16 protein-coding genes and 1 other annotated feature are annotated in these 14,917 nt (G+C 40.9%); all 16 genes read left to right on the top strand.

Annotated elements, in window-relative coordinates; genetic code table 11:
- The first annotated feature begins 222 nt into the window (after positions 1-222).
- The 16 genes from ybeY to ACGTNI_RS17565 all read left to right on the top strand — a co-directional run bounded on the left by ybeY (position 223) and on the right by ACGTNI_RS17565 (position 14,791).
- Complete coding sequence (gene ybeY / locus ACGTNI_RS17640; protein ID WP_085509242.1) at positions 223-690, top strand: rRNA maturation RNase YbeY; 468 nt, start codon at positions 223-225, stop codon at positions 688-690.
- A complete protein-coding gene (locus tag ACGTNI_RS17635) occupies positions 665-1,042 on the top strand; it encodes a diacylglycerol kinase family protein (protein ID WP_085508908.1) in 378 nt (125 codons plus the stop codon). The genes ybeY and ACGTNI_RS17635 overlap by 26 nt, the downstream gene beginning before the upstream one ends.
- A 115-nt stretch (positions 1,043-1,157) precedes the next feature.
- On the top strand, positions 1,158-2,063 hold the full coding sequence (gene era / locus ACGTNI_RS17630) for a GTPase Era (protein ID WP_394463943.1): 906 nt from the start codon (positions 1,158-1,160) through the stop codon (positions 2,061-2,063).
- A 102-nt stretch (positions 2,064-2,165) separates the two neighbouring features.
- Complete coding sequence (locus ACGTNI_RS17625; RefSeq protein ID WP_082412086.1) at positions 2,166-2,309, top strand: YqzL family protein; 144 nt, start codon at positions 2,166-2,168, stop codon at positions 2,307-2,309.
- 20 nt (positions 2,310-2,329) lie between these two features.
- Entirely contained in the window at positions 2,330-3,082 is a 753-nt protein-coding gene (gene recO, locus ACGTNI_RS17620) for a DNA repair protein RecO (protein WP_085508906.1), read from the top strand.
- Between the two features lie 41 nt (positions 3,083-3,123).
- Positions 3,124-3,295, top strand: a binding site (T-box leader).
- A 103-nt stretch (positions 3,296-3,398) separates the two neighbouring features.
- The gene (gene glyQ, locus ACGTNI_RS17615) at positions 3,399-4,289 is read left to right on the top strand and encodes a glycine--tRNA ligase subunit alpha (protein ID WP_394463942.1); all 891 of its coding nucleotides are present in this window, start codon (positions 3,399-3,401) and stop codon (positions 4,287-4,289) included.
- Positions 4,282-6,366: a glycine--tRNA ligase subunit beta gene (glyS, locus tag ACGTNI_RS17610; protein ID WP_085508904.1), complete on the top strand. Its 2,085-nt coding sequence runs from the start codon at positions 4,282-4,284 to the stop codon at positions 6,364-6,366. The genes glyQ and glyS overlap by 8 nt, the downstream gene beginning before the upstream one ends.
- An 82-nt stretch (positions 6,367-6,448) precedes the next feature.
- On the top strand, positions 6,449-7,078 hold the full coding sequence (gene ccpN / locus ACGTNI_RS17605) for a transcriptional regulator CcpN (protein ID WP_085508903.1): 630 nt from the start codon (positions 6,449-6,451) through the stop codon (positions 7,076-7,078).
- Between the two features lie 32 nt (positions 7,079-7,110).
- Positions 7,111-7,914 (top strand): pyruvate, water dikinase regulatory protein, encoded by an 804-nt coding sequence (locus ACGTNI_RS17600; protein ID WP_085508902.1) that lies wholly within the window; start codon positions 7,111-7,113, stop codon positions 7,912-7,914.
- 242 nt (positions 7,915-8,156) lie between these two features.
- Complete coding sequence (locus ACGTNI_RS17595; protein ID WP_394463941.1) at positions 8,157-8,621, top strand: DUF188 domain-containing protein; 465 nt, start codon at positions 8,157-8,159, stop codon at positions 8,619-8,621.
- Between the two features lie 36 nt (positions 8,622-8,657).
- On the top strand, positions 8,658-10,484 hold the full coding sequence (dnaG, locus tag ACGTNI_RS17590; RefSeq protein ID WP_394463940.1) for a DNA primase: 1,827 nt from the start codon (positions 8,658-8,660) through the stop codon (positions 10,482-10,484).
- Between the two features lie 33 nt (positions 10,485-10,517).
- A complete protein-coding gene (gene rpoD, locus ACGTNI_RS17585; protein WP_062446794.1) occupies positions 10,518-11,636 on the top strand; it encodes an RNA polymerase sigma factor RpoD in 1,119 nt (372 codons plus the stop codon).
- Between the two features lie 141 nt (positions 11,637-11,777).
- Positions 11,778-12,371: a hypothetical protein gene (locus ACGTNI_RS17580; protein WP_394463939.1), complete on the top strand. Its 594-nt coding sequence runs from the start codon at positions 11,778-11,780 to the stop codon at positions 12,369-12,371.
- Between the two features lie 27 nt (positions 12,372-12,398).
- Positions 12,399-12,764, top strand: coding sequence for a cytochrome c550 (cccA, locus tag ACGTNI_RS17575; protein WP_085508898.1), 366 nt, complete (start codon positions 12,399-12,401; stop codon positions 12,762-12,764).
- Between the two features lie 208 nt (positions 12,765-12,972).
- Complete coding sequence (locus ACGTNI_RS17570; RefSeq protein ID WP_394463938.1) at positions 12,973-13,677, top strand: tRNA (adenine(22)-N(1))-methyltransferase; 705 nt, start codon at positions 12,973-12,975, stop codon at positions 13,675-13,677.
- Complete coding sequence (locus ACGTNI_RS17565; protein ID WP_394463937.1) at positions 13,670-14,791, top strand: Nif3-like dinuclear metal center hexameric protein; 1,122 nt, start codon at positions 13,670-13,672, stop codon at positions 14,789-14,791. The genes ACGTNI_RS17570 and ACGTNI_RS17565 overlap by 8 nt, the downstream gene beginning before the upstream one ends.
- Positions 14,792-14,917 lie beyond the last annotated feature (126 nt).

The raw sequence follows: 14,917 nt of genomic DNA, 5'->3' as shown, positions 1-14,917 counted from the left end.
AAACTAAGGCTTTCGCCAGAATTACTTGGCGACAAGCCAAGTTTTTCTATGGTAGGATAAATGCTGATGCGTATAGCTATTCAATTCTATCCAACAACACATCATCAGAGGTTTAATGGTTTTGGAAAAGCGGAACATGTTAAAGAATAAACCAATAAGAATTAGTGGGGCGGACACAATATAAATTAAGTGATAACTCGTTATTAAGGAGGCGGACCAATGATCCAAATTGACTTTCATGATGAAACAAATACCATAGACGAAGGCCATATCGATATGATCCAGCGTTTGCTGCGCTTTGCTGGGGAAAAGGAAAAAGTCCAAAATGAAGCTGAAATCTCCGTGAATTTTGTCGATAACAAAGAAATTCAAATATTAAACCGTAACTATCGCCAAAAGGACGCACCGACCGATGTCATTTCCTTTGCCATGCAAGAAGAAGGAGAAGGTGAGGTACGGGTGATCGGTGAAGAAATCCCGGTAGTTCTCGGTGATATTGTGATATCTGTTGATAAAGCAAAGGAACAGGCGCAAGAATATGGCCATTCCCTGGAACGTGAACTAGGCTTCTTAGCCTTGCATGGTTTTTTACATTTATTAGGGTACGACCATATGGAGGAAACAGATGAAAAGAAAATGTTCCAAAGACAAGAGGATATTTTAAATGAGTTCGGGTTGGAACGGGAATAAAAAAAGAGGTATAGGGTTTAAGTACGCTTGGAGAGGGATACTTACAGTTACAAAGACAGAACGGAATATGAAGTATCATTTGATTATCGCTGCTATCGTCCTGTTATGTTCCATGATTATGCAACTTTCACGGGTTGAATGGGCAATTGTTTTATTAGTAATTGGGCTGGTTTTGACTATGGAAATGGTAAACACCAGTTTAGAAAAAGCAATGGACCATTTATCACCGGATATCCACCCAGCTGTCGGTATGGTAAAGGATATAGCGGCCGGAGCAGTATTGATAGCAGCATTATTATCGGTGATTATCGGATTAATAATTTTCATTCCGAAACTAGTGGCGTTTTTCTGAAAAAGCGCGCTTGAGCGAAAAAGATTGAAAGCTTTTGTCGAGTACATGTAAATACAATCCATCTATAGTAAAATAGTTATTACACTACACCTCATTCACAAACGGAGGATAATTTATGGAGAAATCATTCAAGTCAGGTTTTATTGCAATTATTGGCAGGCCGAATGTTGGAAAGTCTACGTTCATGAACCGTGTCATCGGCCAGAAGATTGCCATAATGAGCGATAAGCCACAAACAACAAGAAACAAAATACAGGGCGTATGGACAGAGGAAGAGGCCCAAATCGTATTTATCGATACACCTGGCATTCATAAGCCTAAGCACAAGCTAGGGGATTTTATGGTAAAAGTTGCTGAACAATCGTTGAATGAAGTAGATGCTATCATGTTCATGATCAACGCAGAAGAAGGTTATGGCCGGGGTGACCAATTCATCATCGATCGCCTGGATAAAGTAGATAAGCCTGTATTTCTAATTATTAATAAAATTGATAAGGTACACCCTGATGATCTATTGCCGTTGATCGACCAATACCGGGAAATGTATGACTTCAAAGAAATCATCCCTATTTCGGCATTAGAAGGGAACAATGTCACTCATTTATTAGATGTATTAAAGCAGCAGCTGCCGGAAGGACCGCAATATTATCCTGAGGATCAGATTACCGATCATCCGGAAAGATTTATTATCAGCGAGATGATTCGGGAAAAAGCACTTCATCTGACTAGAGAAGAAGTTCCTCATTCTATTGCGGTGGTGATTGATGGAATAGAGCATCGTGAACAATCAGAAACGGTGTATATCCAGGCTACGCTTATTATTGAACGTCCTTCTCAAAAAGGTATTATCATTGGGAAACAAGGCAAGATGCTGAAGGAAATAGGACAACGGGCCAGGGAAGATATTGAGGCATTACTAGGGACAAAAGTTTTCCTGGATTTGTGGGTGAAGGTACAGAAAGATTGGCGCAACCGTCAGCTTCAGTTGAATGAGTATGGCTACAAAGATGATGAATATTAAGTTCTGGTAAAATTTAATATTCATGCTTAAGCTTGTTGGGAGCATCCTAAGAATGTGACGTTATTTATGAATGAATAACTAACTTGAAAGGCGGTGTTTCTTGTGGTCGACTTGCCATGGAAAGTTTTTAGTCAAACAGGAAACATAGAAACCTACTTACTCATGAAAGAGATGGAAAAGCAAGCGTTAAACGAAGAAGAGCCTCAGGAAAGTGAAACGGTTTCTGGAACTGAATCCAATATGTAGAATTAGAAAAGGTGACAGCATTGTTTGAAAAAGTCGAGGGAATCGTCCTACGAACAAAAGATTATGGGGAAACTCACAAAATCGTTACTCTTTTTTCCAGGGAAAAAGGTAAATTCGGTATCATGGCTAAAGGAGCAAAGAAGCCTAAAAGCAGGATGGCTTCTATTACCCAGCCTTTTATACACGGGCATTATTTGGTACAAACAGGACGAAATCTCGGTTCTCTCAGCCAGGGAGAAGTCATTTCCTCACTGCGGGGAGTACGTGAAGATATTATCAAAACAGCTTATGCAGCTTATTTGGCAGAAATGACAGATAAAATGGTGGAAGATAAGCAGCCGGATCCATTTTTGTTCCAACAATTTCTTCAGACGTTGATTTGGATTACAGAAGATAAGGATCCGGAAATATTGACAATGATGTATGAACTTAAATTATACAAAAAAGCAGGGTTCGCTCCTCAGCTTGATGTTTGTGTAAATTGCAGCCACGAAAATGGCCCCTTCTCCTTTTCTGTAAAAGAAGGGGGCTTTTTATGTTTCCGCTGTAAACATATGGACCCGGAAGCATACGGACTTACCGAAAAAATGGCAAGTTTACTCCGTTTATTTGCCAATGTAGATGTTGCACGTGTAGGTAATATCACAATAAAAGAAGAGAATAAGCGCAAAATACGGCAGCTGATGGATGCCTATTATGATTATTATGGTGGTTATTATATCAAGTCAAAGAAATTCCTGAAGCAGCTGGACCTTTTTAAACCAGAAGATTGACAAAGTAGTAAGCTATCAAGTATGATGCTATTACCAATTAAACTTGTGCGTTGAAGGAAAGTAGTACCTATTCCCCTGGACTTAAGCGAGCCTGTGATAGTGTGAGACAGGTGTTGAAGAGATAGGGAAGGCATTCCTGAGCAGCTTTCAAAGCGGCTTCCTGGGAGACAGGAAGCAAATAGGGTGGAACCGCGGGAAAATCTCGTCCCTATGTCATGGACAGTGACATAGGGACGAGATTTTTTTAATGTCTAATGGACAAAGTGCTTGTATTTTGTTTTGGGGAAAGACATTCATCTACTGGAGGGAAGAAAATATGAACATACAAGATATGATACTGACATTACAAAAGCATTGGTCAAACCAAGGATGCCTGTTAATGCAGGCTTATGATGTAGAAAAGGGAGCGGGAACAATGTCTCCTATGACGTTATTACGCAGTCTTGGTCCAGAGCCCTGGAACGTCGCCTATGTAGAACCTTCACGAAGGCCTGCGGATGGCAGGTATGGGGAAAACCCGAACCGGCTATACCAGCATCACCAATTCCAGGTAATCATGAAGCCTTCTCCTGACAATATCCAGGAATTATACTTAGATTCTCTTAAAGCTTTAGGAATAGATCCGTTGAAGCATGATATCAGATTTGTGGAAGATAACTGGGAAAATCCGACGCTTGGTGCCGCTGGTTTAGGCTGGGAAGTATGGCTGGATGGAATGGAAATTACCCAGTTCACCTATTTCCAGCAAATAGGCGGACTTGAAGCGAAACCAGTCTCTGCAGAAATAACTTATGGGTTAGAGCGATTAGCTTCCTATATCCAGGATAAAGAAAATGTTTTCGAGCTTGAATGGACGAATGGTGTAACTGTCGGGGATATATTTTCGCAACCAGAATATGAACATTCCAAGTACACTTTTGAATCGTCTGACAGTGATATGCTATTTAACTTGTTCAGCGTATATGAAAAAGAAGCCGAACGTGCGATGGAGCTTGGCCTTGTATTCCCGGCTTATGATTATGTTCTTAAGTGCTCCCATACGTTCAATTTATTAGATGCTAAAGGAGTAATTTCGGTAACAGAGCGTACCGGTTATATTGCTCGTGTCAGAAATCTGGCACGTAAAATTGCTAAAACTTTTGTAGAAGAACGTGAACGGATAGGCTTTCCTATGTTGAAAGATAAGGAGGATGCGTCTCATGAGTAATACCGTGCTATTCGAGGTCGGATTAGAAGAACTGCCAGCTCGCTTTATTGATGATGCACTGGCTCAATTAGAAGAAAAAACAAAGCAATGGCTGGACGATTTACGTCTTCCTTATGACACTATTGCAACGATGGCTACACCGCGACGTCTGTCTGTTAAAGTTGAAGGGCTGGCAGATAAACAACCGGACATCGAAGAAGAAGCCAAAGGCCCAGCAAAAAAGATAGCAATAGATGAGGAGGGCAATTGGACAAAAGCTGCAATTGGCTTCACTAAAGGACAAGGTAAAAGTGTGGATGATATTTATTTTAAAGAAATAAAAGGGACGGAATACGTTCATGTCAATAAATATACGGAAGGAGAGTCCACAAAGAATTTGGTTAGTCAATTTAGTGACATTATACTTTCTTTGAACTTTCCTAAGAATATGCGCTGGGGAAGCAGGCAACTGCGCTATGTCCGCCCAATCCGCTGGCTGGCAGCCCTCTATAATGATGAAGTGATTCCATTTTCCATTGAGGATGTCCACACTGGCAAGAGCACATTCGGTCATCGATTCCTCGGTGATAAGGTTGAAGTAACGCATGCGGATCAATATGAAAGGCTATTGCAAGATCAATATGTCATCGTCGATGTTGCTATGAGGAAAGAAATGATTGCCACGCAAATAGAAAAGCTGGCACAAGAAAAAAACTGGAATATCCTTGTAGATGAAGATTTACTCAATGAAGTAACACACCTGGTTGAGTATCCAACTGTTTTTTATGGAGAGTACAGCGAAGATTTTCTTATTGTGCCAGAAGAAGCTTTAATAACTTCCATGAAAGAGCATCAACGCTATTTCCCTGTTCGAGCGAAGACGGGAGAATTACTGCCGTTTTTCGTTGCTGTAAGAAATGGTGACGACAAACATTTGGATAATGTAGCGCGGGGCAATGAAAAAGTATTGAATGCAAGACTGGCTGATGCTCGTTTTTTCTATGAGGAAGATCAAAAAGCTTCCATAGAACAAAGCCTCGACAAATTAGCACGAATGGTTTTCCAGGAGGATTTAGGAACGATAGCAGATAAAGTTCAACGTACGGTCAAGCTTTCTGATGCGCTCAGCGACCATTTGAAGTTGCAGCCCGCTATTAAAAAGCAAGTGCTGCGTACGGCTGAAATAAGCAAATTTGACCTTGTCACTCATATGGTGGGTGAATTTCCTGAATTACAAGGTATTATGGGAGAGAAATATGCAAGGATATTTGGAGAGGACGAGGAAGTAGCCCAGGCTATCAATGAGCATTATATGCCTCGACATGCTAACGGAGAATTGCCAAACTCTATCCCAGGTACTGTCGTAAGTATCGCTGATAAACTGGATACGATTGTCGGGTGTTTTTCGATTGGTATCATTCCTTCAGGCTCTCAGGATCCATACGGTCTGCGCAGATCAGCAATCGGCATCCTGCAAATGTTAGATAAAGAAGCTTGGGATATTCAATTGGAAACCCTCGTGAACTCAGCAGTTAAACTCTATATCAGCCTTGGTCTGCCAAATCGGTCAGAGGAAGAAGTTGTACAGGATCTTAATGAGTTCTTCCATATCCGGGCAAGTTACCTTCTTAAAGAAGAAGGAGTAGAGCCTGATATTGTAGAGGCGGTACTTGCGAATGGAATTAAACATGTACCGTTTACCAAAGGAAAGGCGAAGCTGCTGGCATCTAAGCGTAATGATGAAAGTTTCAAACCGACCCACGAAGCGTTAGGCCGCGTGTTAAATTTGGCTAAGAAAACAAATGTGATGGAAGTTGATACGGAGCTTTTTGAGAACGAAACCGAGCAAACACTGTACAACACCTATCTGGATGTTAAGCAGGAGTATGCTGCTTCGTTAGCCCGGCATGATGCAGTACAAGCATTGAACGCGTTAGGGATGCTTGCTGATCCGATTCATAATTTCTTTGATCATACGATGGTGATGGCTGAAGATGCGAAAATAAAGGAAAATCGTTTAGGGCTATTGAATCTGATAGCCACGGAAATATACGCGTTTGCTGATTTGAATGCTGTCCAATGGAAACAACAATACTAAGGCACCTTCTTTTACCCGCTAGGAAAAATGAGCTATAATAGTTGAATAGTATGTCACAGTCAGTGATCGGGGTGATGAAAGAATGGAGCTTTCCAGCAGACAAGAACAAATTATTGAAATAGTAAAAGAGCATGGACCTATAACAGGGGAAAATATAGCAGATCAATTGGAATTGACCAGAGCAACTCTCAGACCTGATTTAGCTATTTTGACGATGGCAGGTTTTTTAGATGCTCGTCCGAGAGTTGGCTATTTCTTTACAGGTAAAACCGGTTCAGAATTATTGACGGAAAAACTTAAAAAATTCAAGGTGCATGAATACCAATCAATACCGATTGTGGTGGAAGAGGATGTATCCGTTTATGACGCCATTTGCACCATGTTCCTTGAAGATGTGGGTACTTTATTTGTAGTCGATAATAAGTCCATGCTTTTAGGAGTATTATCAAGAAAAGACTTATTAAGAGCGAGTATAGGAAACCAGGATCTTAATTCCATACCGGTTCATATTATTATGACGCGTATGCCGAATATTACCGTGTGCCGGAAGGATGATCTATTGCTTGATGCCGCCCAAAAATTGATTGACAAACAAATTGATGGTTTGCCTATCGTAAAAGATGTGGATGATGGGCTGGAAGTCATCGGTCGGATCACAAAAACAAATATGACCAAAGCATTAGTTGAACTAGGGCGTGACGAACATTTATAAGCTTTCCGCTCTGACAAATAGGAGGGATTGGGATGGAGAAGCCATTGATATTTGTGATTTCTGATTCGGTAGGGGAAACAGCTGAGTTAGTTGTAAAAGCAGCATTGAGTCAATTCGATGACGGCCCTTATGAAATTCAGCGGATACCTTATGTAGAAGACGAGGGAACACTTAACGAAGCAGTATTGCAGGCTAAAGAGAAACAAGGGATGATTGGTTTTACACTGGTCCGCCCGGAATTAAGAGATCACTTGTTGAGAAAAGCGAAAGAATATAATTTAGAATGTATTGATATCATGGGGCCGATGATGGAAAGCATGGAACGCTTCTTCGAAGCAAAACCGAGGATGGAGCCTGGCCTTGTCCATAAACTGGATGAAGACTATTTCAAAAGGGTGGAAGCTATTGAATTTGCCGTACGCTACGACGATGGAAGAGACCCTCGAGGAATCTCGCGTGCTGATATTGTTCTCATCGGTGTCTCCAGGACTTCTAAGACGCCTTTATCACAATACCTGGCGCACAAGCGTCTGAAAGTGGCAAACGTACCGATTGTTCCGGAGGTAGAACCGCCGGAAGAATTGTTCCATGTTGACAGGGATAAATGCATCGGACTGAAAATCAGCCCGGAAAAACTGAATGATATTCGTAAAGAACGTCTCAAAGCACTTGGCCTCGGAGACCAGGCGAGCTATGCCAATATGGAAAGGATCAAACAAGAATTGAACCACTTCAATGAAGTAGTAGAGCGTATAGGTTGTGATGTAATTGATGTCTCGCATAAGGCGGTCGAAGAAACAGCCAATGTAATCTTAAGCAAGCTGAAACGGAGATGAATCAGTTTCAGCTCATCAAAATAAAAATCGCGCCAATAGTCTAGTGGCGCGATTTTTTCCTTGAAGAGGAAAAAAGCTTAAAAAACGAAAAAAACTATAGCAATTGCTAAAAATATGTATTATAATATGTTTTTGTGTAAAAATGTATGATAGCTAAACTATCGTTGTAAGCAAAACAATTCTGAAAAGTAAAACATTGATTAAATAGGAGGATTTTACGAACACTTGTAGAATCTATGATAATGTTGCAAAATAAACCCGCTGTATATGTCGATGCCGATAGCTGTCCTGTCAAGGGGGAGATTGATCAGGTCTGTTCCGCTCACTCTATCATCCCTCAATATGTAGCTACTATTAACCACTATAGCCCACATTCGGAATACAGTGATTGGAAAATCATTGATGACACCGATCAGGCTGTAGACCTTTTTATCCTTAATCGGGTGAAGCAGGGAGATATTGTCATAACGCAAGATTTATCATTCGCGGTACTGCTGACTTCAAGAGGGGTTTATGCACTAACCCCACGAGGTAAACTCATTGAAGAGGCGGATGCGGATGAAATCATGTTACGGAAACATTTAAGACAGAAAACCCAAAAGAGGGGAAGTCGTCTGAAAGGACCACCGCCTTTACTTGAACAGGATCGTCGGACCTTCCAGAAAGTATTGGATGATTTTTTGTCAAAACATGAAGGTATTCAGTGATGAGTATCGAATAATTTCTAAAATACGGTGATAGTTATGGCTGGACATATTCCAGAAGAAACGATAGATGAAATACGCAAATCCAATGATATCGTCGATGTTGTAGGTGAATATGTACAATTGAAGAAACAGGGAAGGAATTACTTTGGATTATGTCCTTTCCATGGGGAAAACACTCCTTCTTTTTCTGTTTCTCCAGTTAAACAAATTTTCCATTGTTTCGGATGTGGAAAAGGCGGGAATGCTATCACCTTCCTGATGGAGCTTGAGGGGTATGAATTCCTTCAAGCTGTTAAACATCTTGCTGACAAGGTGGGATATCAACTTCCTGAGGAGTTATCGCATAACCAGGAGGATTCTGGACCTAAAAATGAAGAAGCTCAAAAGGTATTAGAAGCCCATCAATGGTTGAGCAAACTTTACCATCATCTACTAAAGCATACTAAAGAGGGTAAAGAAGGTCTGGACTATTTATTGGAGAGAGGTTTTACAGAGGAAATGATCGATCGTTTCCAGTTAGGCTATGCACCTAACTCAAAGGATTTCGTTGTTCGCTTTCTCGAAAAGAAAGGCTATCATCCCCAATTGATGGTGAAAGCTGGTTTGCTGAGTTCCAATGATTCTGGGGAGTACAGTGATCGGTTCAGGGGACGCGTCATTTTTCCTATTCGCAATCATTTAGGGAAAACGGTCGCTTTTGGTGGCCGGGCTATTCACGATCAGGAACCAAAATATTTGAACAGCCCTGAAACGGAGCTATTTCGAAAAGGGAAACTTCTTTATAATTTTGACTTAGCCCGTAGTGCTATTCGTAAGCAAGGATCGATTATTTTATTCGAAGGATATATCGACGTTATTGCAGCTTATCAAGCTGGTGTTTATAACGGAGTAGGAACATTGGGAACATCGATTACCGAACACCAGGCGAATCTTATTCGAAGGTATGTGGAAGAAGCTGTCATTTGTTATGATGGTGATGCTCCGGGTGTCGAGGCCTCTATGAAGGCTGCCCGTTTACTGAAAGGTGCCGGATGTACGGTTAAACTTGCCCGTCTGCCGGACGGAATGGATCCGGATGATTTTATAAAGTCCCATGGAGCGGATAAGTTCCGGAGAGAAGTTCTCGAAGCAAGCGATACCTACTTGGCATTTATCATGCGTCATCTTAAGAAACAATATAACCTTAATTTAGAAGGGGATCGCATTGCATATCTAGAAAGAGTAGTAAAGGAGATTGCTGGTCTTGATCACGCAATTGAACGAGAACATTATCTGAAGGAACTCGCTAACGAATTTGAGTTATCGCTGGATACCTTGAAAGAAGAGGTCTCAGCCCATCGTAGGCAGAATGGATGGGGTAATAAAGGGACCAAAAGAAAAACTGGTAATTCCAATGTTACTTCTGCACGTGCAGGTGGAAGCAAATTATTGCCTGCTTTTCATAATGCAGAAAGAGCATTGATTGCATATATGTTGAAAAACCCCCAAGTCGCTGATAAAGTTCAAGCAGAGTTAGGAGGAGGCTTCAATATTAGTGAACATCAGGTCATTGTCACTTATCTTTATGCATATTTTGAAGAAGGCAATGAACCGGATGTCAGTCATTTTGTTGAAATGTTACCTGATGCTGATTTGAAAAATCTAGTAGTCAAGCTTGCGATGATGCCTGTTAATCAAGATATTTCCGATAGGGAAATAAATGATTATATCCGTTTAATACGCGCAGAACAAAGCGATAAAACGGATATAAGAACATTAGAGGAAGAACAAAAACAGGCAGAGCAGCAGAATGATCCGATCAAGGCAGCAGAGATTGCCATGAAAATAATACAGTTGAAAAGACAGCTGAGAAGTACGCACTAAAAGATATGGGATTTGTTGGAAGGAGGGGGACTTATGGCAGATAAGCCATTACGTTCTAAAGAAGCTGAAAATGAACTTACGCTTGACCAGGCAAAAGAACAGTTGCTGGAGATTGGTAAAAAGCGTGGAGTTTTAGCATACGAAGAAGTTGCAGAACGTTTATCCAGTTTTGAACTGGAGTCTGAGCAGATGGATGAATTTTACGAGTACCTCAATGAGCAGGGTGTCGAGGTGATCGGTAATTCAGAAGAAGATCCAAATATGCAGCAATTGGACAAGGAAGAAGAGTTTGACTTAAATGATTTGAGTGTACCTCCCGGTGTCAAAATCAATGACCCTGTACGTATGTATTTGAAAGAAATTGGTCGAGTCAACCTTTTGGCCGCGAAAGATGAAATTGATTTAGCACAGCGTATTGAAGAAGGCGACGAAGAAGCTAAACGGGAACTCGCGGAAGCCAACCTGCGTCTCGTGGTAAGTATCGCCAAGCGTTATGTAGGCAGAGGTATGCTCTTCCTCGACTTGATCCAAGAGGGGAATATGGGGCTGATTAAAGCTGTTGAAAAGTTTGATTACCGCAAAGGTTATAAATTCAGTACCTATGCTACTTGGTGGATCCGTCAGGCGATTACTCGCGCCATCGCTGACCAGGCACGTACCATTCGTATCCCTGTGCATATGGTGGAAACAATCAATAAACTGATTCGCGTCCAACGTCAATTATTGCAGGACTTTGGCCGGGAGCCGACTCCTGAAGAAATTGGGGAAGAGATGGAGCTTTCCCCTGACAAAGTAAGAGAAATCCTTAAAATAGCTCAAGAGCCTGTTTCCTTAGAAACTCCTATCGGAGAAGAAGACGATTCCCATCTTGGCGATTTCATTGAAGATCAGGAAGCAACCTCACCTTCTGATCATGCCGCATATGAACTTTTGAAAGAACAACTGGAAGATGTTCTTGATACACTTACGGACCGAGAAGAAAATGTTCTTCGACTTCGATTTGGGCTGGATGACGGCCGCACACGTACACTTGAAGAGGTCGGAAAAGTATTTGGCGTCACTCGCGAACGTATCCGTCAAATCGAGGCCAAAGCATTGAGAAAACTCCGTCACCCTAGTCGAAGTAAACGGTTGAAAGATTTCTTAGAATAGAATGCTACACTCACGACCAGGAGCTGACCATTTTGTTCCTGGTCTATTTTTATAGGCTGTTAAAATATGAGTTAAATGAATGCTTTCGTTACTTAGAGACGATCAGTTAATTTTTATTCAGTCCCATACCGGGGTGATGCTATGACGAAAGAACGTAAAGAAATAATTCTCCAGGAAATACAATATTGGAAAGCTAATCGATTGCTTCCGGAATCGTATTGTGATTACCTGCTTGCTCTCTACACGCAAGGTGAAGGTTTGACTCACCCATCACCTGGACCCAGACAGTGGGTGATAGTAACTAGAATTATGATAGCTTTTTTAATGCTTCCAATCTCATTTCTTGTCATTTATTTTACTGAAACGGCTTTCATAATGCAAACAGGCATTTTGTCGATATTTGTATTAGGTACAGGCTTAACCGCTGTATATCTATATAATAAAAAGTCGATTGATTTTTCTATGTACGCAACGATGGGTCTGTTACTATTGTTGTTATGGAATGTTCATATTATATCACTTTGGCAGGCACCAAACCATCGTAATGGTACATTGTCTCCTTTGGTATTGGGGTGGAAGGAAATTAGATGTGGTTTTTATGAAGATGATTGGAGCTCTTGGTGCTGCTTCTGCCTTTTTATATATGTTTTTCAACTTTTAGCAGGTTTGCTCTTTTCTAAAGAAGATTTTTCAAGTAAAATAAATATAGTTTGTATTTTAGAGAAAGATATATAGGGGACTACATAAGGAGGAAATGGACACATGAAAAGAAATCCAGTTATCCCATTCGCAATGATTGCTGTTATAGGGATTTTAACGATGTTCATCATTTCTTGGGTTGGAGTCGGCCAAAATGAAGCCATCCAAAATGAAGGGGAAAATGGAGAGGAGCAGCAGGAAGAGGAAGCAAGCTCTGATCCAGAAGAAGTCTTCCAAAATAGCTGTGCTGCATGTCATGGTGCTGACCTTTCTGGTGGAAATGGTCCTTCATTAGAAACAATCGGCAGCAAATATTCTGCCGAAGAAATTGAAGAAATCATCATTAACGGTAAAGGATCAATGCCACCTGGACAAGCTCAGGGTGAAGAAGCTACCCTTGTAGCTGAATGGCTGGCAGAAAAGCAATAACGTATAAAAAGAAAGCTTTCTGGAATATTCAGAAGGCTTTTCTTTTTGTACTTTGAAATTGTTTAACTTTATTAAAAGAGAACAAGTATAAGAAATCTATTTTGTTCCTGATAAAGTATAAAAGATGATTAGATTTCACTTTATTGACATGACGACATTACGTTTTATTAGAATAATACGTTTATTTTTATAGAAAAGAGGAAGTCAAATGAATGAAAAGTTATTATCCAGACGCCTTCAGGTGGTTGCCTCCTATCTCCCCCGTGGAGCACATTTCGCAGATATTGGATCAGACCATGCCTACCTTCCTTGTTACGTATGCTTAAAGGACCCCTCAGCAGTCGCTATAGCTGGTGAGTTGAATGATGGGCCTTATCAAAGTGCAAAAAAAGAAGTGGAAGCGAATAATCTGACGGATCGTATCTCTGTTCGAAAAGGGGATGGGCTGTCGGTCCTGTCATCAGACGAAGTAGAGCAAATAGTCATTGCGGGCATGGGAGGTACATTGATCACTAACATCTTAGAAACCGGTAAAAGTAAATTAACCCGGGTTTCCCGTTTGGTGGTTCAGCCAAATGTCGATGCAAAATCACTACGAAGATGGCTGGCTGATAATGGCTATCGGATAACCGCAGAAGAAATTTTAGAAGAAGCTGGGCATATTTATGAAGTAGTTGTTGCTGATAAACAATCAGCCGGGGAGCAGATTAAATATACCGACAAGGAAATATACTTTGGTCCCTATTTATTGAAAGAGAAGAACGATCCTTTTAAAAGGAAATGGATAGAGGAAAAAGCAAAAAAAGAGTATGTAAGAGAAGAAATGAACAAAGCGGTAACACCAGATACAAAAAAGATAGCTGTGTTAGAGCAAGAAATCCAGTGGATTGAGGAGGTTCTGCAAAATGAGTGAAATAGTAACAGTTAAACAAGTAGTTGAGGTTTTTGAACAAATGTCACCTAAACATCTCGCATATGACTGGGATAAGGTCGGGTTGCAAATTGGAACAATGAATCAGCCTGTCAGTAATGTAATGGTTACTTTAGACGTCTTAGAAAATGTGGTAGATGAAGCGGTGGAACGGCAGATAGATTTAATTATTTCCCATCACCCTGTCATTTTTAAGCCATTAGGACAAATCAACCCGGATACACCAAAGGGAAGGGTCATACAAAAGTTGATAAAGCATGACATCGCTGTATATGCCGCTCATACCAACCTGGATATAGCGGAGGGAGGAGTGAATGATGCTTTAGCGGAAGCGCTAAAGGTCACCCAAACGATACCCCTGTTAGAAACCGGCAAAGATAAATTGGTGAAAGTAATTGTGTTTGTACCTGAGGATCATGCAGATGGAGTAAGAAGGGCGATGCATGAAGCCGGGGCAGGGCATGTTGGAGACTATAGCAATTGTTCTTTCAGCATGCCAGGAAAAGGGCGGTTTATGCCAACAGATGCGGCTGATCCTTATATAGGAAAATCTGGGGAATTAGAGATCGTAGAAGAACAACGAGTAGAGTTCTTACTGCCACAATCTAATTTGAAAGGCGTGCTGAAAGCGATGGAAGATGCACATCCATACGAGGAAGTGGCTCATGATGTCTATACGCTTGAAAATGAAGGAGAATCCTTTGGGATCGGTCGAATAGGCGTACTGAAGGAAAAAATGACGTTAAGCAAATTTGCGGAGCATGTAAAAGAAAGCTTAAATGTACCTGGTTTGCGTGTGATTGGTAACATGCAGGATAAAGTTGAAAAAGTAGCCATCCTTGGCGGAAGCGGTGAAAAATACATTTATGATGCCAAAAGGCAAGGGGCCGATGTTTACGTCACAGGAGATATGACTTTCCACCCCGCTCAAGAAGCAGCGGATATCGGCTTGAATGTGATAGACCCTGGTCACCATGTGGAAAAAGTGATGAAAACTGCTGTTAAAAATTATTTAGATGAAAAGTTCAGCCAAAGTAAAGGTGAATTAACTGTTTATGTTTCTGAAGCGAACACGGAACCATTTCAATTCATGTAAAAAGAGGCTGGGACAAAACCCAGTAATTTAAACAGAAAGTGGTCCGCATCATTTTGATGCGGACCACTCTTTTTATGGTTTTCTTTTATTTTAATAAGAATATAAGGACAACCTCTGATAAAATTA

It is taken from the genome of Thalassobacillus sp. B23F22_16 (assembly GCF_043496955.1).
Lineage (GTDB): Bacteria > Bacillota > Bacilli > Bacillales > Halobacillaceae > Thalassobacillus > Thalassobacillus devorans_A.
The sequence above is the reverse complement of the archived record's forward strand: the minus strand, read 5'-3'. Positions and strand labels throughout refer to the sequence as shown.